This window comes from Oribacterium sp. HCP3S3_B9, assembly GCF_052064255.1.
GTDB lineage: Bacteria > Bacillota > Clostridia > Lachnospirales > Lachnospiraceae > Oribacterium.
Map to the genome: position 1 here is coordinate 49,000 of NZ_JBQHVY010000014.1, position 26,502 is coordinate 75,501.

23 protein-coding genes are annotated in these 26,502 nt (G+C 38.7%); all 23 read left to right on the forward strand.

Annotated elements, in window-relative coordinates; all coding sequences use genetic code 11:
• The first annotated feature begins 61 nt into the window (after positions 1-61).
• The 23 genes from ACTNC3_RS07945 to ACTNC3_RS08055 all read left to right on the forward strand — a co-directional run bounded on the left by ACTNC3_RS07945 (position 62) and on the right by ACTNC3_RS08055 (position 26,396).
• A complete protein-coding gene (locus ACTNC3_RS07945) occupies positions 62-853 on the forward strand; it encodes a glycosyltransferase (protein WP_441227060.1) in 792 nt (263 codons plus the stop codon).
• Complete coding sequence (locus ACTNC3_RS07950) at positions 834-1,967, forward strand: glycosyltransferase family 2 protein (protein WP_441227061.1); 1,134 nt, start codon at positions 834-836, stop codon at positions 1,965-1,967. Before ACTNC3_RS07945 ends, ACTNC3_RS07950 begins: the two co-directional genes overlap by 20 nt.
• Positions 1,968-1,985: 18 nt before the next feature.
• A complete protein-coding gene (locus tag ACTNC3_RS07955) occupies positions 1,986-3,011 on the forward strand; it encodes a glycosyltransferase family 2 protein (RefSeq protein WP_441227062.1) in 1,026 nt (341 codons plus the stop codon).
• 34 nt (positions 3,012-3,045) lie between these two features.
• The gene (locus tag ACTNC3_RS07960; RefSeq protein WP_441227063.1) at positions 3,046-4,263 is read left to right on the forward strand and encodes a hypothetical protein; all 1,218 of its coding nucleotides are present in this window, start codon (positions 3,046-3,048) and stop codon (positions 4,261-4,263) included.
• 32 nt (positions 4,264-4,295) lie between these two features.
• Positions 4,296-5,630, forward strand: a complete 1,335-nt coding sequence (locus ACTNC3_RS07965) for an exopolysaccharide biosynthesis polyprenyl glycosylphosphotransferase (RefSeq protein ID WP_441227084.1) — start codon at positions 4,296-4,298, stop codon at positions 5,628-5,630.
• Between the two features lie 30 nt (positions 5,631-5,660).
• Positions 5,661-6,857: a hypothetical protein gene (locus tag ACTNC3_RS07970; protein ID WP_441227064.1), complete on the forward strand. Its 1,197-nt coding sequence runs from the start codon at positions 5,661-5,663 to the stop codon at positions 6,855-6,857.
• Entirely contained in the window at positions 6,835-8,268 is a 1,434-nt protein-coding gene (locus ACTNC3_RS07975) for a flippase (RefSeq protein ID WP_441227065.1), read from the forward strand. The genes ACTNC3_RS07970 and ACTNC3_RS07975 overlap by 23 nt, the downstream gene beginning before the upstream one ends.
• A gap of 114 nt (positions 8,269-8,382) precedes the next feature.
• Positions 8,383-9,876, forward strand: coding sequence for a hypothetical protein (locus ACTNC3_RS07980; RefSeq protein WP_441227066.1), 1,494 nt, complete (start codon positions 8,383-8,385; stop codon positions 9,874-9,876).
• 62 nt (positions 9,877-9,938) lie between these two features.
• Entirely contained in the window at positions 9,939-11,471 is a 1,533-nt protein-coding gene (locus ACTNC3_RS07985; protein WP_441227067.1) for a sugar transferase, read from the forward strand.
• 191 nt (positions 11,472-11,662) lie between these two features.
• Complete coding sequence (locus ACTNC3_RS07990; RefSeq protein WP_441227068.1) at positions 11,663-12,547, forward strand: DUF4422 domain-containing protein; 885 nt, start codon at positions 11,663-11,665, stop codon at positions 12,545-12,547.
• Between the two features lie 11 nt (positions 12,548-12,558).
• Complete coding sequence (locus tag ACTNC3_RS07995) at positions 12,559-13,446, forward strand: glycosyltransferase family 2 protein (protein ID WP_441227069.1); 888 nt, start codon at positions 12,559-12,561, stop codon at positions 13,444-13,446.
• Positions 13,443-14,555 carry a glycosyltransferase gene (locus ACTNC3_RS08000; protein ID WP_441227070.1) on the forward strand — a complete coding sequence of 371 codons (1,113 nt, stop codon included), beginning with the start codon at positions 13,443-13,445 and terminating at the stop codon, positions 14,553-14,555. The genes ACTNC3_RS07995 and ACTNC3_RS08000 overlap by 4 nt, the downstream gene beginning before the upstream one ends.
• Complete coding sequence (locus ACTNC3_RS08005) at positions 14,555-15,742, forward strand: O-antigen ligase family protein (RefSeq protein WP_441227071.1); 1,188 nt, start codon at positions 14,555-14,557, stop codon at positions 15,740-15,742. The genes ACTNC3_RS08000 and ACTNC3_RS08005 overlap by 1 nt, the downstream gene beginning before the upstream one ends.
• Before the next feature lie 39 nt (positions 15,743-15,781).
• Positions 15,782-16,699 carry a glycosyltransferase gene (locus ACTNC3_RS08010; RefSeq protein ID WP_441227072.1) on the forward strand — a complete coding sequence of 306 codons (918 nt, stop codon included), beginning with the start codon at positions 15,782-15,784 and terminating at the stop codon, positions 16,697-16,699.
• 2 nt (positions 16,700-16,701) lie between these two features.
• Positions 16,702-17,313, forward strand: coding sequence for a CatB-related O-acetyltransferase (locus ACTNC3_RS08015; protein ID WP_441227073.1), 612 nt, complete (start codon positions 16,702-16,704; stop codon positions 17,311-17,313).
• A 184-nt stretch (positions 17,314-17,497) separates the two neighbouring features.
• Entirely contained in the window at positions 17,498-18,448 is a 951-nt protein-coding gene (locus tag ACTNC3_RS08020) for a glycosyltransferase family 2 protein (RefSeq protein WP_441227074.1), read from the forward strand.
• Positions 18,436-18,870, forward strand: coding sequence for a sugar 3,4-ketoisomerase (locus ACTNC3_RS08025; RefSeq protein ID WP_441227075.1), 435 nt, complete (start codon positions 18,436-18,438; stop codon positions 18,868-18,870). Before ACTNC3_RS08020 ends, ACTNC3_RS08025 begins: the two co-directional genes overlap by 13 nt.
• On the forward strand, positions 18,870-19,970 hold the full coding sequence (locus tag ACTNC3_RS08030; protein WP_441227076.1) for a DegT/DnrJ/EryC1/StrS family aminotransferase: 1,101 nt from the start codon (positions 18,870-18,872) through the stop codon (positions 19,968-19,970). The genes ACTNC3_RS08025 and ACTNC3_RS08030 overlap by 1 nt, the downstream gene beginning before the upstream one ends.
• 32 nt (positions 19,971-20,002) lie before the next feature.
• Positions 20,003-20,947, forward strand: coding sequence for a GNAT family N-acetyltransferase (locus ACTNC3_RS08035; RefSeq protein WP_441227077.1), 945 nt, complete (start codon positions 20,003-20,005; stop codon positions 20,945-20,947).
• A gap of 19 nt (positions 20,948-20,966) precedes the next feature.
• Complete coding sequence (locus ACTNC3_RS08040) at positions 20,967-22,508, forward strand: lipopolysaccharide biosynthesis protein (RefSeq protein WP_441227078.1); 1,542 nt, start codon at positions 20,967-20,969, stop codon at positions 22,506-22,508.
• Entirely contained in the window at positions 22,501-23,475 is a 975-nt protein-coding gene (locus ACTNC3_RS08045) for a glycosyltransferase family 2 protein (RefSeq protein WP_441227079.1), read from the forward strand. The genes ACTNC3_RS08040 and ACTNC3_RS08045 overlap by 8 nt, the downstream gene beginning before the upstream one ends.
• A 312-nt stretch (positions 23,476-23,787) precedes the next feature.
• Entirely contained in the window at positions 23,788-25,368 is a 1,581-nt protein-coding gene (locus tag ACTNC3_RS08050; protein ID WP_441227080.1) for an ATP-dependent nuclease, read from the forward strand.
• Positions 25,353-26,396, forward strand: coding sequence for a UvrD-helicase domain-containing protein (locus ACTNC3_RS08055; protein ID WP_441227081.1), 1,044 nt, complete (start codon positions 25,353-25,355; stop codon positions 26,394-26,396). The genes ACTNC3_RS08050 and ACTNC3_RS08055 overlap by 16 nt, the downstream gene beginning before the upstream one ends.
• Positions 26,397-26,502: the final 106 nt, after the last annotated feature.

Here is a 26,502-nt window from a genome sequence, read left to right on the forward strand (position 1 = left end):
TCATAATATGATAAGATTATATCGTTAATTAAATGAATTAGAATAAAATTTGTTGTAAATTATGATTTCTGTTTTGATGAGTATATATAAAAAGGAAAGAGCTGGATATCTAAAGTCTGCACTAGACAGCGTATATGCTCAGACGCTGAAAGTGGATGAAATCGTGCTGGTGCAGGATGGAGAAATTCCGTCTGCTCTGGAAGAAGTAATTTCTCAATACCCTGATCTTCGTATAGTAAAACTGAAACAAAATGTTCAACTTGGAAGAGCGCTCGAAGCTGGAATGAAAGTCTGCAAACATGAACTGGTTGCCCGGATGGATACGGATGATATTATGATGCCCGATCGTCTGGAGAAACAATATCAGTTTATGATGGAACATCAGGAAATTGCAGCTTGCGGTGGTGATATTGCGGAATTTACGGGAGAAGATATGATCCTTCGTGAAAAACATATGCCGACATCGCCACAGGATCTGTACCGATATGGTAAGAAACGAAATCCGCTTAACCATATGACGGTGATGTTCCGCAAGTCTGCGATCGAGGCAGTCGGTGGCTACCGCCACTTCCCTGGACTCGAGGACTATGATTTGTGGAGCCGTCTCCTTGCGAATGACTATCAGATTGCAAACATCCCGGAAGTTCTGGTGAAGGCTAGAATCGGTGACCGCTTCGCGAGTAGAAGAGGGGGATGGGCGTATTTTAAACGCTATCTGCAGCTTCGAAAGGAACAGCATCAAATCGGCTATTTGAATACGAAAGAATACATCGTGGCGTGTGTCCTGACCTTTGGGATGACCGTGATGCCCGAGAAATTGAGAGAGAAAGCGTATGCAGTGCTGCGAAAATGATAAATTACTGACCATTGTGGTGCCATCCTATAATGCATCGAAATACCTGGATTTTAACCTTCAGTCTTTTCTACGACCGTCTGTGCCGGAAAGACTGGAGGTAATCGTCGTGAATGACGGCTCGACGGATGATACCGCCCGGATCGCGGATGCGTATCATGAAAAGTATCCGGATACCGTTAAGGTCGTACATAAGGAAAACGGTGGTCATGGATCCGGGATTAACGCAGGTCTTCGTGCGGCGACTGGAAAATACTTTAAGGTGGTCGATGCGGACGACTGGGTGGACCATGAAGCACTCGAAAGATTGCTGGACTATATAGCATCGTTTGATGCAGCGGCTGCGAATGCGGATGCTGATATTGATGCTGTTCAAGATCGAGCGGATGCTAAAGCTCGGGCTCGGGATAAGGCTGTGCTCGTTCCTGACGTCATCTATAATAATTATTATTGGCGCTTGACAGATGAAGCGAAGTCGCCAGATGCGTATGAACGTAAGGCAGAGTTCACAGAACCTTTTTCAGGCGTAGAATACCATAAGGTGTATGACTTCGAATCCATCGCGGATCGGTGCTATGTAAAGATGCATAATATGACGATTCGTACAGATATCTTACGAAAGCATCAAATCCAGATCGATGAGCACTGCTACTATGTGGACATGGAGTACATTCTCTACCCGATGCCGTATGTCGAGACGATCGCCTTCCTGCCGGAGTTTCTGTATCAGTATCAGATCGGTCGTCAGGGCCAGAGCATGGATCCGGCGAAGATGCAGCGAAATGCAACACAGTATGATCATGTGCTGGCTTCGATCTTTGCTTATTATGATGCGCACTGCAGAGATATCGAGCAGCCGAATAAAAAGAAGTACATCGATCGGCTGATTTCCCGCTTTTATGCGAGTCGTATAAAGATTCTGCTCAGTATGCCGGATGCTGCGAAGCGTAAAAGTGAGTTCAAGATGCTGGAACAGAATTTGAAGCATGAGTATAGAGATATTTACGATGCGAATCTGAATTCGGCGATTCGCATATTGAGAAGAAGCGGATATCTATTCTATGGTGCAGCTGTGACGGCGATGAAGAAAAAACTGAAGACGCAGTATAGTTAAAAGTAGTGGTAAAGAAATATGAAGATTCTGACATTCGTAATACCTGCATATAATAGTGAAAAGTACCTCGATAAATGTCTCATCAGTATGCTGAAATCGGAGCTGCTGGAGGAGATCGAAATCATCGTCGTGAACGACGGATCGAAGGATAGAACACCGGAAATTGCGGCGACGTACTGTGAAAAATATCCGGACACTGTGCGCCTGATTAATCAGGAGAATAAAGGGCATGGTGGTGCGCTGAATGCTGGCTGTGCTGCGGCAACAGGCAAGTACCTGAAGGTGATTGATGCGGATGACTGGGTGGATACAGAAAGTCTGCCATCTTTTATAAAGCAGTTATCGGCGTGTGAAAGTGAAGTGGTGCTGACGCTGTACCACACGATCAATATATCGACAGGTGAGGTACGAAGCTGGCGGTGTTTTCCAGAAGAATTTGGAAAGGCAATCACATTTCGTGATGTTTTGAAGGACTGGAAGGCCTTTGATCGAAGCCTTACGTTTCATGGCGTCACTTATCGTACGAATTTCTATCAGGCGTATAACGAATCCTTACCGGAGCATATCTATTATGAGGATCATGTATTTGCGACTTTTCCGTGCTGTCTGGCGCAGAGCATCACGCCGATGGATATCTTTGTTTACGAATATCGTATCGGAGACGTCGATCAGAGCGTGTCCAGAGTGAATCAGGTAAAGCGCCATAAGCAGACAGAGACTGTGTTGAAGATTATGGAGGAACGCTACAGTACGATGGAGGATTCGTCCGGTAGAGACTATGTCGCACAGAAGATCGTAGCGCTGCTGATGAGCTATTTCTCCATCGTGCTTCTGTCGGATCCGGACAGAAAGGAAGGGCGTAGACTAGCTGCGGAGCAGTATAAACAGTGTGCTGCGCTGGCACTGGATGTCGCTGCTTCTATAAAGAAAAAGTACCGTATTTTCGTTCTGATGAATCGACTTCACTTCACGAATGATACATGGGACAGAATCCTGCGCTCACCTTTATATAATAAACTGAGAGGAAACCACTCATTTGACTAATATGGCAGATGACAGCTCTTTTTAAGGATAGGAAATGATATCTAAGATTACAGGGAGAATCAGACAAAACGAGAAATGGATTAATCTCGCATACTATCTGGTGTATGCTGCGCTGTTCCTTAGTGCCCTGGTTGGGACTACAGAATTCATGCAGTGGACATACGTTCCTCATATTCGAAACATGGTTTATATGGGGACAACGGCAGTGATGCTAGTGTTATGGGCTCTGAGCCTTGCGCTACAAAGTGATCTCAGAATCAATGCTGTCAAAATACTCATTCTGACCATAGGGATACTGCAGTTTTTGCTCGGTGGTGGCTCATCGCTGATTCTGATTCTGACGATTCTGATAGGGGCGACGGATCGAAAATCTGCGGATATCATTTTGAAAGAATCGTTAATTATCGGGCTCCTGGTCCTGTGTGTGACATATCTTGCATCGATGAATGGCTATATCGCATATCGGATTTCAGACGACGGGCGACATTTCTTTGGTTTCATCTATTATTCGCATTTTTCGGATAAGCTGCTATATTTCTATATGATGTATCGTTGTCTTCGACGTAAACGCGAGACGCTCATAGGATATGCGCTGATTCTGGAAATCGTGTATCTGGATTATAGATATACGCATGCAAGAACCGTGACCATTTGTTTTCTCGCATTTATCCTCCTCTGTGCGGTCTATGACATCTGGAAATGGAGACAGGAGAACAAGCGAGTAGAGGTGGTAAAAGCGTCAGGCTGTTTATGGAGAAAAACCTCTTATATCACGGTTGCTTTAGCTTCGGGCGCCTATATCTGGGCGACGCTTCTTTCGATGGGCGGAATCGCTGTCTATCGTCTGCTGGAGACGATGGATCAAGTGAAAATTCCGGAATATCTACAGACGTTTATGGCACGACTGTTTTTTAACAGCCGTGCTTTAGAGGAGTACGGGATCACTGCCTTTGGTCAGCGGGTTTATGAAATTACGAATACATCCGGAGGAGAAAACATCATATCGGGCGCTTTTTATCTGGATAATTCTTTTATGAGATTATTCATTATTACAGGAGTCGTCACATTAGCTTTCTTTATCATATATACGACCTGTTTTATGTGGAAGACTTTTAAGGAGAAACGCTTCTGCCTGTTTGCGGCACTGCTCGTGGCGGCGATCGGCGGATTAAGTGAGACCTATACCATTAATTTTTATTACAATGTATTTTTGATTCTAGCATTTTCAAACTTAGGGGACATAGGAGCATGACGCAAAAAGAAAATATGAAGAAGACATTGAAAATGCTGTATGTGGCGTTGAGTCTCGTGATTGCATTTGGAACCGCGGATGCGATCTGGTACTGGAATGTCGCACCCGGATGGAGTGAAGGCTTTTTCGGCACAGAGACCTTACTGCTGGTAGGCTTACTATACTGCATTGTCTATTTCTTCTTTGCGAAGATGTATGATGCACATAAGATCGGATTGTATCGTCTGCAGGAGCTGGCTTTCTCGCAGATGCTGGCGTATGGCATCAGCGATGGCGTACTGTTCATCGCGGCCTTCTTTTGGTTCCATAATTTTCAGAGAATTCGTGTTCGCCTCTTTTTATTGGCGTTTTTTATTCAGTTTTTCCTCATTCTTGTAATTACCTTTATCTTTAATCGTTTATATGCACGCTTTGACGAGCCTCGAAAGCTGGTGATTATCTATGGCTCAGAGGATTATAAGCGTCTTCTGGTAAAAATCAAAGAAAAGAAGCAGAGATATCAGGTTGTGGGGGTTATGCATGAATCGGAAGAGCTTTCTTTGATATTTGAAACACTGAAGCAGTGTAAAGATGCCTATCTTTGTGATGTAAAGGATGAAGTAAAGGACAGAATCATCTTATACTGCAATGCGCATCAAAAGGATATCCATATCTCGATGGATATCGGTGATCTCCTGATACTGGGAGATGAGGTTTCTCATTCCTTTGATACGCCTTTCCTTAGAAATCGAAAGACGCCTGTGGCCTGGTACTATCCTTTCACGAAACGATGCTCGGATATCGTGATTTCACTGGTGGCTATCATCCTTTTATCACCGGTGATGCTGATGACAGCGATCAGCATCAAGCTATATGATCGTGGACCTGTGTTTTATAAGCAGACCAGATTAACGAAGGGCGGTCGACGGTTTGAAATCATAAAATTCCGTAGTATGAAAATGGATGCGGAAAAACATGGCGCACAACTCTCGAATGTGCATGATGACCGGATCACACCGGTTGGAAAGGTTATTCGGAAACTTCGCATCGACGAGCTGCCGCAGCTATTTAATATTCTGAAGAGTGATATGGCGATGGTTGGGCCACGTCCTGAGCGTCCGGAAATTGCGGAGCAGTATGAAAAGGAAATTCCAGAGTTTGACCTTCGCCTTCAAGTGAAGGCCGGTCTTACCGGCTATGCGCAGGTATATGGTAAGTACAATACCACACCGCTCGATAAGCTGAAGCTCGACCTGATCTATATCGCACAGCGGTCTGTGCTGTTTGATTTACGAATCCTCTTCTATACGGTAAAGATTATATTCATACCAGAGAGCACAGAGGGGGTACCCGATGGACAGAGCACAGCAGACCCCGGAATTAAATGATCATAGTGTTCGAGATAGAAATGAGTGAAGATGCTGATAAACACCGATATACATAAAAAATATATTGATACGATCGCGGATGTGATGTTTAACATGGCGCTTGTACTGTACTGGTCACTGAGTATCATCTGGTCATCTACCGCAATGGCACTTGTGCCATCGCGTGTTTATCTCCTCGGTATGGCGATGGTGATCGCGGTTCTGATGCTGCGAGAAGTGATGCTGTTCGTTTGGATTCGACGCTATAACTGGAGGGACTATTTAGGACTTGCCATCGTGCTTCTGTTCGGATATATCGTCGATCGAAACGAAACGGCGACCATTGCGGCAGGATATCTTCTGATATTTGCGTCCAGGGATAGAGATTATAAAAAGATCTTTCGAATCGTTATATTAAATACCATCGCTGGAATAGCAGTCATCTATCAGGCGTCTATTCATGGATTTATTTCTTATGCAACCTGGACGGAAAAGGAGACGCTGCGTCATGCATTCGGCTTTGTTTATCCGTTGGTGATTCCGGCTTATCTTCTGAATATAGGTATCATGACATTTGCGGTGAAAGAAGAAAAAACAGAAGTCTGGCAGATGATGGTACTGCTGTTCTTTACGATCTGTACCTATCGCTGGTGCAAGGCGGATCTATCTGGCGGACTGACGCTGGCAGTTCTGATTGCGATAGTGGTCACGAAGATATATCCGAACATATTAAGAAGCCAGAAGCTTTTCTGGAAATGGACGGATCGTCTCGCGATGATCATTTATCCGCTGGTGGCTTTCTTCAGCTATCTGGGAGCGAAGTTCTATGATGGTTCGATTGCATGGATGGATAAATTGAATCAGATGATTGGGGGCCGTTTATCATTAGCACATGCGGCCCTTCATGATTATGAAATCAAACTTTTAGGACAGGAAATTTGGTTTGTGGGTTCTGGATTAGATAACTCTGGAAATCCGGTAAATGGAAACTATAATTATGTGGATAATGTTTATGTGAATCTGCTGTTGAGATATGGCGTCGTGTTTTGTATCATCGCGCTGGTTCTTCTCGTGCTTACGATGGATTACTGTCGTATCCGTCGTATGAGAGTGATGCTATGGATGTTTTCCCTAATGGCTATACATGGGATATTTGAGGATAAGGTACAAACACTTTACTTTAATTCACTGCTTCTGATGATCGGACAGGCAGTACAAAATTATCATGCATCAAAAAAGTATACATAAAAACTACATCTGGAATATGATCTTTCAGCTTCTTACGGTGCTCACACCGCTGGTTACGGCACCGTATGTTGCGAGGACCTTACAGCCGGAAGGCGTCGGCACGTTTTCGTTTGTGAATTCGGTGGCCTCTTATTTCGTGCTGGTTGCAAATCTTGGTACGACGACCTATGCGCAACGCGAGATATCCTATGTTCAGGAAGACATAGAGAAAAGAAGCGACGCGTTCTGGAATGTCTTTTTTCTTCGCTTCGCCACTTCGGCTGTGACCATCGCCGCATATTTTGTTTTCTCTTTCTTTAGTGAATTTAAACTCCTGTTTTGCATTCTGTCGATCAATATCATCTCGGTGATTTTTGATATTTCATGGTTCTATCAGGGGATAGAAGATTTTGGCACGATTATGCGGAAAAACGTATTTTTTCGCATACTGATCGTTCTTTCCATTTTCGTGTTCGTTCATCATGAGAGTGATTTGCCGATCTACTGCCTGATCCTGTGCTTAGGAACGCTTACAGCAAATATGTCGCAGTGGATGCGGCTGTCTACACTTATTCAGAAACCTGATTTCGCCCAAGTCCGTCCATTTTCGGATATCAGAACGGTACTTTCACTGTTTATTCCGACGATCGCCATTCAGGTCTATACGATTCTCGATAAAACCATGATCGGCCTGTTTTCAGGTGTCGGTGCTGAAAATGGATACTATGAAGAGGCGATGAAGTTTGCGCGACTTACGCAGACGCTCGTTACCTCGCTGAGCACGGTGATGATTCCGCGCATCGGCAGCTGCTTCGCGCAGGAAAAGCTGGAGGAAGTAAAAGAGTATCTGTATAAATCCTATCAATATGTATGGGCGGTTGCGATCCCGATGAGCTTCGGGCTGATCGGGATTTCAGATAATCTCGTTCCATGGTTTCTGGGGCCGGACTATGCAAAAGTAAGCCTTCTTTTAAAAATTCTTGCCCTCCTGCTGATCAGCATCGGCATCAATACGATTACAGGAAATGAGTATCTGATTCCCACGAATCGCCAGAATCTGTATACCAAAACGGTTCTGCTCGGCGCAGCGGTGAACGTATGCTTTAATGCGTTGCTCATCCCATCGCTGATGTCGATGGGCGCAGCGATCGCATCCGTGCTTGCGGAAACCGTCATCGAAGTGTATCAGCTATACCTAGTGAAACATGAACTGTCGATCAGGGAAATCCTGCAACGCTCATCAAAGTATATTTGTGCAGGGGTGGTAATGCTGATCGTGTTGCGCATAGAAAACAGTTATTTCGCACCATCACCGCTCTATACCGCTTGCATGATTATCACGGGCGTCGTGATATACGGATGCAGTCTGCTTGTTTTAAAAGATAAATTTGTGATCGATCATATTAAGGTGGGCTTAAAAATCCAGAAGTGATGAAATGAAGTATTAAGATTATGAGGAAAATTCTTATAAGTTCATAGATATACGCTGTTTTTCGAAGATTCTATGATAAAATACTCTGCATAAGAAGAAATGAAGGAGATCTACATGGACCAGTATCAGAATATCAGTTACAACGAAGAGGATGAGAGCGAAATCAGCCTGCGCGATCTGCTGTACTATATCCTTCGTCAGTGGCGTAAACTTTTAGTGTGTGCTATATGCTTCTGTGCATTACTGGGTGGTTTTAAGCTGGTAAAGGGATTTAGTGAGCTGAAAAGTGGCGATATATCAGAAAATCAGGAAGCATATGAATCTGAGCTTGAGGAATATACGATCAATAAAAAACGTTTGCAGGATCAGATTAAAGTATTAACTCAATCGATACAGAAAAAAGGAGAATATCATGATCAATCGATTCTCATGAACCTTAATCCAGATGCGGCTTATCAGAGCACACTGACGTATATCGTGAATGCTACGAAGGATGATGCACTTCTGGAAAATGATAAGGGTATCCAACCTGTTATTAATCAGCGAATGAATAGTGTTCTTGGAACGTATGCATCTCTGATACAGAATGGGACCATCTTGAGCGATATAAGTAAAAAGAATGGGCTGAACTTGAGCCAGAAGCAACTGTCCGAGTTGGTGTATGTGCAGACAGACTATCAGGCGAAGATTCTTCGCGTTACGATTGTGGGAGAATCCGAAAAACAGGTACAGGATATTACAGATGCAGTTCGGGCTGAACTGCAAAACGCAGCTTCGCCGATGGCTGCACCTGTTACCTATTACCATTTGGAACTGGTTTCGTCGTATATCGGTGAAGATGCTGGTAGCCTGATACCGATCGGAACAGTGTTCAACGACGGAACCAGTGAGAGTGATGTGATATATCAAACAAGCATCGATCTTTTACAGAAGGACTATATGCAGGGAGTTGCGGATATGCAGGAGATGCTGTTTACCTGCAAGGATCAGCTAGCTAAACTAGAGGAACCGGCAGCACCGGCAGGAACTTCCAAAAGTTCGGTTCTTAAGGAGAGTATAAAGTATGCACTGCTTGGCGCGGTGGCTGGTGCGTTTTTGATGGCGCTATATTATGCCATGCAATATATTGTTTCGGGAACATTAATGTCCTGTAATTACTTAAATGATAATTACGGTCTAATGGTGCTCGCAGATTATCACGCTCCGATTAGAAATCGTTTGAATTCAATGGATAAGCTGATCACTCGGATGAATGGTATCTCAGAGGATAAGCAATCACTGGAATGCGTTTATGCACTTGGGGCTGCCAATATTGCGGCACAAATGAAGAAGAGCAATGCATCAAAGCTTCTTCTCTCTGGAAATGCAAAGGCATCTGATTTTGATGATGTAGCTACTGCATTAAAAGAAAAGCTGCAAGTGACGGGTCTAGAAGTTGTTTCTGCTGGAAATATAAATGAGAACGTGGCGGCTGTTCAGAAGCTGCAGGATGCAGACAAGGTCGTATTGATTGAACAGCTGGGTGTTTCTCGTCTACAGGACATCAAGAAAGAGCTTCAGATGCTTCGTAAGCTGGAGAAAGACATCTTAGGTGTCATCGTTCTATAACACACAAGGAGAAGCGATGAGCAAACGACGGACAGGTTGTTTGCTCATCTTTTGCATCTTATATGAAACGTAAAAAACTGGAATTACTGATTACGGCGGCCATATATATCATGACGGTATTGCTGTCTACGAGCATAGCGATTCTGATACTTCGCAACTATTCGAAGCTGACGCATGAGTTCATGGCAGGTAATATCTTACAGCTCGCCATTCTTCCGGCAGTTGTAGCCGAATTACTTGCGATGTCACTGGCACTTTACGATGGAAAGTATGCCTTTGAACGGGCACCGATCTCGGCTTACGTCTGGAAGTCGGCCAAAGGCACGCTGTTTTTCGCAGGTGTTTGGGCGGCCATACTTTTGATTCAGAAGAATGACATCACAGAATCTCGATATTTCTTCGTGGGAACGCTCAGCCTGCATCTGGTGTTGCTGACGGTTTTTCTTTATATAGGCCAGCAACTGATCATCGCAAACTTTTATAAAACGAATGCGGCGACGATTGTAGGTATCGTTACCACGCGCGCCAGAGCTGCTTCAGTTTCAGATCAGCTGAAGAATGACTGGTCACGGCGTATCGCTGGCATCATGCTGATCGATGAGAAGAAAAACCGGGAGCATTCACCGGCAGAAGTAGAGAATGAGGAACTATTGGAGACTGAGAAACAAGCGAAGGCTGATCGCGAAGTGCTGGAAGAAATCGATCATGTTCCGGTAGTGGCGGATGCAAAAACGCTTGTGGAGTGGGTTCGCGCCAATGCCATCGATGAAATATTCATCGTCGTACCGAATAATGAAGCGCCACTGATTGTCGAAGCCGTAGAGAACTTCATCCAGATGGGCATCGCTGTGCATCTCAACATGCCAAGTATCGAGCGTCTGGGAAAGAGGCTTACACGTAAGACGAAAAAGTATGTACCAAAGACGGTATCGCGTCTCGCATATTTGGATAAAATTCCGATGATTATTTTCGAACAGCCGACGGCGAAGTTACGGTATGCAGCTGCGAAACGAGTAATGGATATTCTGGGTGGTATCATCGGATCCGTCGTGGCGGTCATCCTCTTCGTGGCGCTGGGTATCATCATCAAGCTGGATTCGCCAGGACCGATCATCTTCGCACAGGAACGTGTGGGAAAGAATGGCCGAAAGTTCAAGATGTATAAGTTCCGCTCGATGTACCAGGATGCGGAAGCCCGCAAGGCAGAGCTGATGAAGCAGAACGAAATGAATGGCCTCATGTTTAAGATGAAGGATGACCCGCGCATCACGAAGGTCGGAAAGTTCATTCGAAAGACCAGCCTAGATGAATTTCCACAGTTCTTTAACGTCCTGCTCGGCGATATGTCTCTAGTTGGTACTCGACCGCCAACCGTTAATGAGTTTAATGAATACTCAAATTACCACAAGCGTCGTCTTGCGATGAAACCAGGTATTACAGGCATGTGGCAGGTGAGCGGTCGATCTGACATCAAAGATTTCGAAGAAGTTGTAAAGCTGGATTGTGAATATATTGATAACTGGAGTTTGGGACTGGATTTTAAAATATTGATTAAGACGATTGGAATTGTATTTGCAAGAAAAGGATCGGAGTAAGTATTATATAATTCGGAAACACTTTTATTGAGTGGTTATGGCGGCTTTTGGAAATACTTTGTTTTTAGATGAGATGAATAATGATTGAAGAGTTTAACGCTTTAAAGAAAAAATAGCCTGTGGTCGTGGGAAAGATATGGGCTGATTAGTGGATCTAAGATTTGCTTTATAAGAAATGAGTAGAAGAAAGTATGAGCAGGCTTAATAATATAAGAAGAATGGTAACTCCGGAAGGTGATGAGGATAAAGTGGGTGAGCGAAGCGAATATTCTGTGAAAATTATCATTGCCACGCATAAAAAGTACGAGATGCCATTAGATGCAATGTATATGCCTTTGCAAGTAGGTGCTGAAGGTAAAATTGATGCGAATGGGAAGCCATTAGATTTTGGATATGCTAAGGATAATACTGGAGATAATATATCTATATTAAATCCATCTTTTTGTGAGCTGACAGGTTTATATTGGGCTTGGAAAAATCTTACTGCAGATTATATTGGCCTTGTTCATTATAGAAGGCATTTTTCGTTAATAAACAAAAGTGGTTTCCAAAATGTACTGTCATATGATCAATTAAATCCATATTTGGGGAAAATTAAGATTTTTGTACCGCAAAAAAGAAAATATTATATTGAGTCTCTTTATAGTCATTATGCACATACACACTATGCCATTCATCTTGACGAAACAAGAAAAATAATTCTTGAAAAATACCCGGATTATATAAAGAACTATGATAAAGTGCTTAAGCAAACATATGGTTATATGTTTAATATGATGATTATGGATAGAAGTCTTCTAAATGATTATTGTTCATGGCTCTTCGGTATTCTGTTTGATTTACAAAAGAAAATGAATCAGCAGGAACTGAGTTCGTTTCAAGGCAGATTTTATGGCAGAGTCAGTGAAATTATATTTAATGTATGGATTGATAAAAAACTACAATCAGGGGAAATCAGTAAAGAAGAAATAAAAGAAATACCGTGTATCCATATGGAAAGAATTAATTGGTGGAAGAAAGGGGCTGCGTTTTTAGAAGCCAAGTTTTTGGGGCGAAAATATGAAGGCAGTTTTTAAAGGACAATATCATGAACGAAGTTGCCGCTATAGTTGTTACATATAATAGAAAAGAGCTTTTAAAGAAATGTATTAAAAAGTTGCAAAATCAGACAGTTCCATTAGATATTTTGGTGATTGATAATGGAAGTACAGATGGTACAGCAGAATTATTTGATAATAAAGAAGAATTTATAAGATATTTTAATACTGGTAGTAACCTGGGCGGAGCAGGCGGCTTTAATTATGGAATGAAAAAAGCTCTTGCTTTAGGATATGATTTCTTTTGGATGATGGATGATGATACTATGCCGTATGATAACGCTCTAGAAGAATTACTGGTGGCTAAAAATGAATTGAAAGAATTTGGCTTTTTGTCAAGCATTGCAGAATGGCAAGATGGAAGTTTGTGCAATATGAATATTCAACGAACAAGTATCTTGAACAAGAATCTTGATTTAGGTAAAAAATATAATGCAGTCATAATGGCGACATTTGTTTCATTTTTTGTCAGTAGAGAAATGGTTGAGAAATATGGTTTTCCAATTAAGGATTTTATTATTTGGTCTGATGATTTGGAATATTCGAGAAGAATATCGAAAGACAACCCATGTTATGCGGTTTCTATGAGCAGAGTTGTTCATGAAATGAAGAGTAATGCAAAAGTAGGAATCGAAAATGATTCCGATGACCGCTTATGGCGGTATAAACTTGTATATAGAAATGAGGTATTTGTTTTTAGGCGCGAAGGAATAAAAGGATGGATATATTTGCTGCTCAGAATGGTATATCATAGCTTTAAAATATTGTTAAAGACTCCACAAGGTAAGGCAAAAAAAATCATTTTGATTTGGAAATCTTTTTTTGATGGGATAAAATTTAAACCCGTAATAGAAACTGAAAAGGAACAAAAATCATGAAAATTCTGGAGTTTTTTGGTGAGCCAATAAGTTATGGTGGACAAGAATCATTTGTTGTGAATATATATAATAATTTTTCACATGCCAACAGTTTCTGCTTTTTTACACCATTTCATGCGGATAATAAAGAACTTATATCTTTGACAAAAGAACGCAGAGACTGTGTATTTGCGTGTAATAAAAAATTTGATTCGAAATTCAGAAAGCTACATATACTATTTGCGGCAATAGAAGCCATGCAAACACATTATGACGTAGTTCATATTCATTCCGGGAGCGTATTAACCTTATTAATGGTATCGTATATAGCCCATAAAAAAGGAATAAAGAAAGTTATTGTCCATTCTCATGCTACAGGATATGAAACAATTTCACATGAGGTGGCGAAATTTATTTCAGATAAATATATCGAAAAGAACGCATCATACTATTTGGCGTGTTCATATGATGCAGGAAACTATAAATTTCCTAAAACAGTTATTAATAGTAATAAATTTCAGATTATTAAAAATGGAATAGATTTGCATAAATTTTCATTTGACGAAGAAGTGCGATCAGAAAAAAGAAAAGAATTGAATATTGTAGATAAAAAAGTATTGTGTCATGTTGGTCGATTTTCAAAAGAGAAAAATCATGAATTTATCATCTCGATATTTGAAGAATATTTAAAACTAGAGAATAATGCTATTTTGTTGTTGATTGGTGGTGCGGGTAGAAATGAGAACAAGATTAAAACGATGATTTTAGAAAAAAAACTGTCGAATAAAGTTATTTTTTTGAAAAATCGAAAAGACATAAATGAATTATTGTGTGCGGCGGATGTATTTGTATTTCCTTCACAATTTGAAGGGTTAGGAATTTCTGCTATAGAGGCTCAAGCAAATGGTTTACCTACTATTTGTGCATCACACCTTCCAGGCGAATTAAATGCATCAAGCGTATATATAAAAATGAATCTGTCAGACGGACCGAGAAAATGGGCCGAAAAAATCTATGACGTACAAGATAGTAAACGAAAGAGTACTTATAGTGAACTGAAAATGGCAGGATATGATGTGGCTGATTCTGCGAAACAGATTGAAAATATATATATGGAGAGTACGTCGTGATGTCTTTGTCCAGCTTTATAAAATCAAAATTAGGAGCATTTTTGATTATTCTTCCATATATTAAACCTGCTTCTGAAATTACCGGAGCGTTTAATAGCTTTTTTAATTTGTGGAAAGTCATTTCTGCCGGCGTTATTTTTTGTTGCTGTTGTAAACGGAAAGAAAAGAAAAACAATTTGCCCATTTTTTATTTGATTTTAATACAGGTCATATATTTTATTTCAACAATTATTAATCAGGCTGATATAAAAAGTGCAGTTGTTCAATTAATGTCTAACGTGTCTTTAGTAGTGTATTTGGTATGGCTTTACAATGAAAATGAGTATTTAGCGGTAAGAAATTTTACTTATCCAACCATATTTATGGCGGTTCTTACATCATTATCAATGTTTATATATTATCCAAATGGTATGTATCAAATAGTTGGTGATACATATACTGAAAAGTCTAACTATTTATGGGGCTTTGATAATACATCAGGCTTGTTGTTTATTTCATCGATGTTTTTTCTCGTGATCTATGCAATGTATGTGAATAAAAAACGTACATATAAAATTACTTTATTTGCGTTAGCTATTTTTTGCGCTGCATTTTTGTATGTTGGTGCTAAAACAACTTATGTTATGATGATTTTCATAATTGTAATATACATTGGTGTTATTTATGGAAAAAAGCAGTTTAAGTGGTTGAATTCCAAAGTGATTATTTTATGCATCATAGCGATGTTCTTATTGCTGATAAAATTAAACTCAGGTTTTGAAAATATTTGGAATTACCTTAAACAAGTAGGAAAATATTATAGTATAAAAGCAAGATTGATTTTTTTTGACACGGAGTTCTATTATATTGCTAAATCTCCATTGTGGGGATGTGGTATTGAAGATAAACTGTTTTCCAGTGAGAAATTACTCATAGATCATCCACATAATTATTTTATGGACTTATTGTATCATGGCGGATTACTTGCAGTTAGCTCTATGGGGATGTTTTTCTTTAAATTAACTAGGAACAAGAAAAATAAAGATAGAATATCAGTTATGGCAAATTGTTTTTTGGCGGCAATACTTATTACAGTTATGATGGATTTCTATAATGAGATGTATCTGTTTTATCCGCAAATGGCACTGACATTTTTGCTTTTGAGAAATCGGAAGTATCTACTTTCTAAATGTGAAATTAATTCTTAAAATTAATTTTTTATATAGAATAATCAGAAGGGAGAATGCGTGAAAACAGAAATACAAGATATAGTAGCATTGATATTGAACTATAATTCTGCTCATTTGACAATATCTTGCGTCGGTAATTTGCTGAGACAATTTGAAAATTTGAAGATATTGATTGTAGATAACTGTTCGACAGATGAGTCTTTGAAACATATTAATAAAACTTTAGAAAACCAAAAAAATGTAGTTGTGTTATCAAATTCTGATAACGTGGGATATGCTGCTGGAAATAATAGAGGATTTCAATATATCAGAAATAAGTGGCCAGAGATAAAATATGTTTTATTGCTGAATCCCGACATTATTATACCTTATGAAAAAACAGTCTATAGGTTAAAAGAAGTCTTGGATAATGACATACAATATGCTATTGCTTCATGTCAAATTATTTTTAATGATGAATGGAGAGGATTTAAAGATTTTGGATGGAAACTTCCAGAGAAAAAACAGCTTATATGGGCGGGGACTTTTTTAGGTAAAGTATTATTAAAAGAAATTAATAATGCTTATGTCGAGGTAAAAGTCAAGAATAATCTTGCTGAGGTAGATGCGATTCCAGGATGCTTTTTTATGGCTAAAATAAAGGATTTAGAATCGGTCAATTATTTTGATGAAAGAACATTTTTATATTTTGAAGAGAGCATCTTGGGAGAAAAGATTAAAAGGATTAACAAAAAGGAAGTAATGCTACTTGACGAATATGTTGTGCATAATCATACAACTAAAGATAAAAGTTTGCTTAACTATAAGAAAAAATTATTTGATAGAAAATGTTTCCACGAATCTAAAATGATTTACATTAAGTATTATTCGGATTTGCAAGGTATAATGCTTTACATAGCTGAATTACTTAATAATATAGATTATGTTATGAAAATAGTCATTTATAGCATCGCCAATGCTTTGAAGAGAAGATGAAGATGATTTATTATATTAAACGATATTTCTTAAAGAGAAAATGGAGAAGGATCAATAAAAATAATTTTACAATATATAATCAAGTCTACGGTGATATGAACAAGATTCATATTGGTAATTATACATATGGTGATATTTATGTTTCCGCCCCAAACACGGACAACGATTTGTATATCGGGAACTATTGCTCAATAGCAGGAGAAGTAAGATTTCTTTTGGGAGCGGATCATGATCTAGATAAAATATCAACATATCCTTTTAAAAGTAATATTTTAAAAACAGATATAGATGCTACTTCAAAAGGCGACATTATAATAGATGACGATGTTTGGATCGGCCAGGGTGCAATTATTTTATCAGGGGTTCATGTTGGTCAAGGTGCAGTAATCGCTGCTGGAGCAGTGGTTACAAAAAACGTGCCTCCATATGCAATAGTCGGTGGAGTCCCTGCTAAGATTATTAAATATAGATTTGAGCCGGAACTTATTAATGAATTAATTAAGATTGACTATAGTAAATTGAGTAATGATGAAATAAGAAAGCATATTGGTGATTTGTATAGAAAGCTAAAAGATAAAAAACAATTAGAATGGATGCCAAAAAAAGTGAATTAGACATACGTTAAGGAAAGGTAGAGGGAAATTTAAAACGAATCAGCACAAACTTTATATTTTGTGAGTGTGATTTTAACAAAACGATGAATGTGGAAGTCTGAAGATATTCCTATAGCCAGTTAGCGTATTCTGCAAACACTGAGCGCTTACGCTATAAATGACAAATTATGTGGAATTATTGAGTATGGAAAAAGTGATAATGAGTAGAATGTTTGACGTATCAATTATAGTACTGACTTATAATGCAGTGTGGGAAAAACTTGAGGCAACTTTGGACTCTGTAATAATGCAAGAAGGAATATCATATGAGCTTATAATTGCAGATGATGGATCTACAAATAATTATAAAGACAAGATTGAAGAGTATTTGACTCGGCATGATATAGAAGAGTATCACCTGGTTTTTAATAAGCAAAACAGAGGGACGGTATGTAATTTGTTTTCGGGATTACAGGTTGCAGCTGGAGAATATATTAAAGACATCAGCCCAGGGGACATGCTGGCAGATAAAAGTACTTTGAGTGATTGGATAGCCTTTTTAAAAGCGCGAGAATTTGCCTGGACGTTTTCTGAAGCTGCTTATTACAAAAAAGTTGGTGATAAGAATGAAATACTGAGTTGTCAAGCTTTTCCTAATGACATGTCTCCATATATCAATTTGGATTTTGAACAATGTAGATGGAACTATGTTGCTTTAGATGACATTGCTTTGGGCGCAACAATGATTTGCAAGACTCAATTGGCATACGATTATTGTAAAAGAATTATTAATAAAGTAAAGTATGCAGAAGATAATATGTGGCGTCTTATGATGTTTGATGGCATTAAATCGGGATATTATCCAAAGATTACAATGCTGTATGAATATGGGAGTGGTATATCCACGTCGGGTAATTTAGAATGGGCTAGAAGATTAAAGCGAGATTGGAACGCTACAAATGAAATTCTACTTAGTACCCCTCTTATTGAATTGACTCCATTTCAAAAACGGATAATTAATGCATATAAACGAAAGCAAATTCCTATATTGAAGTACTGTATACAAGGAAAACTTAAAAATATGCTATTTAGAAAGTTCAAAAAGAGAAAAACAGTTAGTTGCCTACATGCGGAGGACTACAAATGCAAGTTATAAAATACGTTTTCCAGCCTCATGGCGATAATCGAGGTCAGTTGGTTGCTCTAGAAGAGTTTAAGGATATACCGTTCAGAATTAAGCGCGTTTATTATATGTATGATACAGCTGAAGGGGTTACTCGTGGATTTCATGCACATAAATGCTTACAACAGATTTTGGTTTGCATTCATGGCAGCTGTAAAATTTTGCTGGATAATGGAAGAGAAAAAAAGGTAGTCCCTCTTGAGAAACCGTATGAAGGCCTATATGTTGCTAATAATATGTGGCGAGAGATGTTTGATTTTTCACCAGATGCTGTATTGTTGGTATTAGCTTCTGAGTTGTATGATGAGTCAGACTACATACGTGACTACGATGAGTTTTTGAAATTTGTTAAAAACTGTGATGATACAACTGGAGCTGAAGAGGAGAATAAATAATGAAGGTACCATTTGTGAGTTTTTTACCAATGGAGCATGAGCTGGATAAAGAGCTACGGGGCGCTTTTAACCGAGTGTACGAGCGAAGCTGGTATATTGAAGGAAGAGAAGACGATTCGTTTGAAAAAGCATTTGCAGACTATTGCAATGTAAATTACTGTGTGGGTACAGGAAATGGACTAGACGCTTTAATGCTGGCATTAAAGGCGCTTGATATTCATGAAGGAGACGAGGTTATTGTTCCATCTAATACTTTTATAGCAACGGCGTTAGCAGTAACTTATACTGGAGCAACGCCTGTTTTTGTGGAACCTGATATTCGTACGTTTAACATTGACCCATTAAAAATTGAGGGGAAGATTACAGAGAAAACAAAGGCTATTATGCCAGTACATCTTTATGGTCAGCCGTGTGATATGGATCCAATTATGGAGATAGCGCGAAAGAATCATTTATATGTTGTGGAAGATTGTGCGCAGGCACATGGTGCCACATATAAAGGAAAACGTATTGGATCTTTTGGAGATGCAGCAGGTTTTAGTTTCTATCCTGGAAAAAATCTGGGGGCACTTGGCGACGCTGGAGCATCGATTACTAATAGTAAGGAACTGGCAGATAAAATCCGAGCTTTGGGGAATTATGGATCAGATTATAAGTATCACCACATTTACCAGGGGAATAATTCTAGGCTGGATGAGATGCAGGCGGCATTCCTTGCTGCAAAGTTGCCACATCTTGACATGATGAATAATGAACGACGTCGCATCGCACAGATGTATTTAGAGGGTATACACAATAAGAATGTTGTTTTACCATATGTCATTCCGGAGGCTGATCCGGTATGGCATATTTTTGCGATTCGTTGCAAGCGCCGTGATGAATTGGAAAAGTATTTAAATGACAATGGGGTTGGAACTAATAAGCATTACCCAATTCCAATGCATCTTCAAAAGTGTTATGAAGATTTAGGAATACAAAAAGGTGAATTACCTATCGCTGAAGAAATCAGTGCTACAGAATTAAGCTTGCCGATGTTTTATGGTATTTCAGATGAACAAGTGAATTATGTGATTGAGTTAATTAATAAGTTTGATGCTTGACCAATATTTGCTGATGATTATTAGAGGATAAAATGATTTCTATTAGAAGGTATACAGAGAGCGATAAGGTTATTTGGAATCTATTTAATAAAACGGCAAAAAATCCTTTATTTATGTTTGACCGTAATTATATGGATTATCATGAAGACCGCTTCCAGGATCATTCATTGATGTTTTATCTGGATGATGAACTTGTGGCGCTCTTACCAATGAGTGAAAAGGAAGGCGTATTAACTTCGCATGGTGGATTAACGTATGGGGGATTTATTACCAATTCAAAAATGAAGCAGCATATTATGGATGTTTGTGTTGAACAGTTAATTATATATGCAAAAGAAAAAGGATTTCATGAGATTAATTATAAAGTGATACCGCATATTTATCATGAACAACCTTCGGAAGAGGATCGTTATGCACTTTTTATAAAAGGTGCTACTTTGGTGAAAGTTGAAGCTGCGACAGTTATAAACTTAGAAGCGCCATTGAAAATGCCTAAAGGACGTAAAGCACAAATATCCAGAGCAAAACGAGAAGGCTGCGTAGTAAAAGAGCTAAAAGATCATAAATCTTATGAGGACTTTATTGCCTTGGAGAATGAAGTTTTATCTGAACATCATAATACACATGCTGTTCATACTGGGGATGAGATGAACTTGCTTCATGACGCTTTCCCTGACAATATACATTTATATGGAGTATTAAAAGAGGAGAATATTATTGCAGGAACCATAGTATTTGAATATGGTCAAGTGATTCATACACAGTATATGGCAGCAAACGAAGAAGCGAGACGAATAGGCGCACTGGATTTGACTATAAATCACGTAATTGAGACTTACAGAGCTGGCAAAAAATGGCTCGATTTTGGAATCTCTACTGAAAGTGCAGGAAAAGTATTAAATGAAGGCTTGATTTCACAAAAAGAAGGATTTGGCGGTCGTACGAATGTGTATGAGATGTGGAAAATAAAACTATAGGATTGGATTATATAATTATATGAGTAGTGGTTCAAGAACTGAAAATAGCCTCAAGAACATATCTTATGGAATAATAGCGACAATAATAAATACTTTGGTATCGTTTGTAAGTAGAACTGTTTTGGTTAAAACACTGGGCACGGAGGTGTTAGGTCTTAACGGATTGTTTACCGAAGTAATTACGGTTATATCACTTGCTGAATTAGGGGTTGGTATGGCTATTATTTATAGTTTATACAAACCAATTAGTGAAAATAATTATAGAAAAATAAATCAGCTTATGACTTTGTATCGAACAGCGTACAATACAATCGCTATTGTTACACTTGCGATAGGTATATGTGTGATTCCATGGGTGCATGTTTTGATTACCGATGTTGAGTTCTCTTTGTCATATATTAGGCTGATTTTTTTTCTCTTTGTTGTCAAAACTTCAAGTAGTTATATATTTGCTTATAAAACTTCACTATTAAATGCAGACCAAAAGCAATATGTTGTTTCTGTGATTACGGCAATTGTGAAATTGGTGACTACTATAATTATAGTGTTATTTCTATTACTTTTTAGAAACTATGTGACCTATTTAATGCTTTTAATAGTGCAAGGAATAATAACCAATACTATACTTTCTAAAATTGTTGATAATCGGTATCAGTATTTGGATTATAAAGAAAAACTTGATATATCGGAAAGAAGAGAAATATTTGCGAACATTAAGAATATATTTATAAAGCGAGTTTCAAGCGTCTTTACTAGTTCTACAGATAATATTTTAATATCTGTATTGGTTAGTACTAGGCAAGTCGGCCTGTATAGTAATTATTCTATGATATTTAGTGTTATAAGAACTATAAGGCAACAATTGATAAATGGGCTGGCGGCAAGCATAGGAAATTTAAATGTAACAGCTGAAACTGAGCATTGTATTGAAGTATTAAGGCGATTAACATATGTATTTTTTGTGTTTGCAATGATCATGTCTTCAGGTTCTGTGGCTGTATTAAAACCATTTATCAAAATATGGATTGGTGATGCGTTCATAATGCCGGATATGATAATTAATATAGCAATACTTAATTTGTTTATAGAAATTTGCTGTGATCCTTTATGGCAATTTCTAGAAGTATCTGGACTTTTTAGAAAAGATAAGAATATAGCTATAGTTGGAAGTACTATAAATCTTATAGTATCTATTGTTTTAGGAAAAAAAATAGGAATAAGCGGTATCTTTTTAGGAACAGTATGTACACAGGTTACTCAATTGGTGTTAAAAACGATATTGATTTTTGGTGAGAAGTTTAAAACAAGTTCTGTTAGCTATTTATCCATGTGGGTTAGAATTAGTGTGTCATACTTTGTAATGTTACTCTTACAGCATATAATTTTCAAACATTGTATAATTAGTAATCTATATATTGAATTCTTGGTTAAAGGTATTATTTCTGTGATTATAGCTATAGTGTGCTCGATCCCGCTATTCATTAAAAGCGATGAGCTGGATTATTTATTAAATTTATTAAGGAAGGCAATATATAGAGAAGTAGGAAAAAAACATGAATAAAGTTGCGGTAGTTATAACTACATATAATCTTGAAAAATATATTGCACAAGCACTTGACAGTGTTCTTATGCAAAAGACTAATTTCTCCTATAAAATAATAGTTGCGGATGATTGTTCGACAGATAATACAATTCGAATATTAAAAGAATATCGCAGTAAATATCCAGAAAAGATTGAATTAATGTTAAATAAAAAAAATGAAGGATCACTCGCAAACTCAAATCGAGTTTTTGATGGGTTACAAAGTGAGTATTTTTCTTTTTTGGATGGAGATGACTATTGGCTAGGAGAAGATCATCTGCAAAAACAGGTTGATTATCTTGATACCCATAGGGAATACATGCTTTGCGGTGGAAATACTCAGTATTTAGTGAATGATAAGTTGTCTGGATACGTAATTAAAAGGGAAAAAACTAATACTAGCTATTCGTTTTGCTCACTATTAAGAGACGAAATACCTTTTGTGCATACATCGGCATTATTGATTAGAAATTCTATTTTTGTCAATGGACTGCCACAATGTTATAAAGATGCAGTGAACACATTTGAAAATTGTGCATTAAGAGGCGAAGATTTTAGAAGAATAATACATCTTGAACTAGGCAAAATGTATGTGATGAAGGATGTATTGTCTGTTTATAGAATTCATTCTAAGGGGATTTGGCAAGGCAGTTCTAGTGCAACAAGAGCGATTGAAAGTGCGATTGGTTATAACTTCTATAAAAAGTATTTTGGTAAAACTTATGGAGATTACTTTGAAATAAAAGCAATAAAAAGTTACAGAGCTATGATGAATACTTTAATTATAGAATGTGGCTTATTAAAGGACTATAATTTAAATACGAAAGAAACTAAACTATTGAATGGTTTGCTGATGGATATAAAAAAAGATGATGTAAAACGCAAACCAATATCAAAAATCAGAATTAAATTATTAAAAGTTCTGATAGACCTTTTTGAGGGCTGAGATATACTGCGAAGCGTATAATGGGTCAGCAAGCAGGAGGTTGTTCTGATAAATATATTGGAGCACCCGATCGACAGAGAGGTTCGGGTGCATTCGATTTCAGTGGCCGCGCCATGCATCTAAAGTTCGCAACCTTATGAAAAGGGAGTTCCGTTGGTTACTCGAAGGCCTTTCCATCGATCAGTCGAGTCGGGAGAAGTACGACTTCTGGGACTTGGTAATGTTGTACAAACTATAAAAAATTGCAATAAGCTATCTTTCGGGAAGGCTCGTGTAGAATTCTTAAAGATAATAAATCAGGGGGGACTTCACTTGAACTATATAAAATCGCTGTACATAAAGGGATTTAAGAAATTTACCTCCTTGGATGTGGAGCTTAATGAACACATGAATATTCTTGTTGGCGAGAATGAAGCTGGCAAAAGCACTATTTTAGATGCAATTAAAACTGTGTTGAATCAGCAGTATCGTAATGCTGACAAATCAATATTGCGTGACCTGTTCAATACGCAGATGGTAGCTGCATTTAAGGCCGAACCGAGCGTTAGGACGCTGCCTCGAATCTATATCGAGGTAGAACTGACACTTGATCCTCAGCAAAAAAACGCTTCTTACTTTTATGGAGAAGCTTATGGGCAGAAAAAGCAGCAGGCTGAGAAATTCGGCATTCGATTCGAATGCAAGTATGATGAGGAACTTGGCACCGGCATGGAACAATCCATTAAGGAGGGTAAGATTCCGTATGAATATTATACACTGAATTGGACAACCTTTGCTAATCGCCCATATCAGACGATCAAAAGACCACTTAACTTTTTAGCAATTGACACAACAAGCAGCGCATCGGCTCCGTCGTTTAACTACTTCAACAGGACTTTGTTTGCGAGCAGATATGATGATGCGACGAAAGCAAGGGTTAAGAACGAGTTTAGAGATAAGCTGATTGAAGCATTTGATAACCTTGATTTGCCTGCACTTAGTGAAAATCAGAAGTTTGGTGTAGACAGTAAGAAGGTTGTTCTGGAAACGGTACTGTCTATTTATGAAGACTCCATCGCTCTTGAGAATCGTGGTAGTGGCATGGAGAGTCTTATTAAGACACAGATTGCATTGAATAGAGCGAATGGATTGGATGTTATCTTGATGGAAGAACCGGAGAATCATCTTAGCTTTTCGACTCTGAGAAAAATGCTCCAGCAGATCTCAGATCAGCAGGAAAATTCGCAGATTATCGTGGCAACTCATAACAACATGATTGCCAGCCGATTGAATTTGAACAATGTTCTATGGATTACCAAAGATGGAGTTAAAAGCCTTAATGGGGTTAAGTCTGATGTGGCTGAGTTCTTCGTTCGAGCAGATGACAACGCTTTCTTGCAGTTGCTGTTATCAAAAAAAGTGATTCTGGTTGAGGGTGCGACAGAGGCTCTCCTTCTTCCATTGTTCTACAAGCAAATCACAAATCACACCATCGAGGAAGATGGTATTTCTGTGATTTCTTGCAATGGTATTTCTTATAAGCGTTATCTCGAAATTGCAAAAGCAACGGATAAGAAAATTGCTGTTGTTACAGATAATGACGAGAAAAGTGAGAGAATAGCAGACGCGACGTTCTTTAATCAAGCTAACGATCTACAGCACATTTTTATGGGTGAGACAGTAGATGAATGGACTTGGGAAGCCTGTATTTACAAAGCGAATAAAGATATCTTGGATGGGATGATTGATGTTCAGGCAGGAGCAGCTTATAAGTTCCATGACAAGGATTACGGTGCTGTGTTAGGTAAGATGTTAAACCACAAAGTTGATGTGGCATATCAAATGCTTACTTCTGGCAAAACATTTGCTGTTCCGCAGTACGTAAAGGATGCGATTGGATGGCTAAGAGAGTAATCTTGGCAGTAGCCGGTGCGGGGAAAACCTATCATATCTGCCATGAGATAGACCCGACAAAGCGTAATTTGATACTGGCTTTTACCCACGAGAATATTTACAATATCCAAAAAGAACTATGTGATGCACATGGGGGTGTGCCTGAATTAACGACGGTATCTACTTTTGATTCGTTCGTCTATCATCAGATGGTATTACCGTATGAACCGAGCATAGCTGAACACTTCGGTTGTCCAAAGTTTGTTAGTCGTGGAATCTGTACACTGGATCCTCCACCACAAACAATAAAGAATAGCAATGGAAAGCCTGTTGCTAATCCGCTTTATAAGAAAAAAGATAGGCTTGCACACTATGTCACCATGAGGGGACAATATTACTGTGCAACCCTGTCCGAACTGGTTTTACAAGTAAAGAAGAATCGAGAATCTCTTATTAAAAGAGTAGCAGCACGTCTCAATATGTTTTATGATTGTGTGCTGATTGATGAGTTCCAGGATTTTCGAGAGCATGATTATGAGTTAATTATGGCTTTGGCAAAACAGCTTGAGGATGTTGTTCTTGTAGGCGATTATCATCAACATTCCGTTTCGGCCACGAATAATTCGGGCAAGCCATTTAAGAACAATAAGGGCGAAGTTAGCTATGATGATTTTGTCGCAAGTATCATCAAGGAAGGGTTTACTGTAGATACATCGACACTTGCAAAATCTCGTCGGTGTTCGACGGATGTATGTAACTATGTCAGCCAGAAACTGGGGATTGAGATTACATCAAGCGGAGATCATACGGGTTCTGTGATATGGGTCGATGATGCTGTATCTGTTCTAAACAATAACCAGATTACGAAATTGGTTTTCCAAGAAGCAGCGAACTATTCATTTCGGGCACTTAATTGGTCGTACTCTAAAGGAGACACCGTCGATTCAGCCTGCGTGATTCTGACTGATGGACTGGATAACCTTGATAGCGAAAAGTTTAACCCTAAAAAGATAAAAACTTCAACTCTAAACAAATTATATGTTGCGTAAGCGCTCAGTGTCAGTGCGGCTAGTTTGATACTTTTGAAAATGCCATAATCATGGAAAACGAGAGTATTTTAGTCTCAGTCTTCCCACTGGCATTCACAGTGGTGGA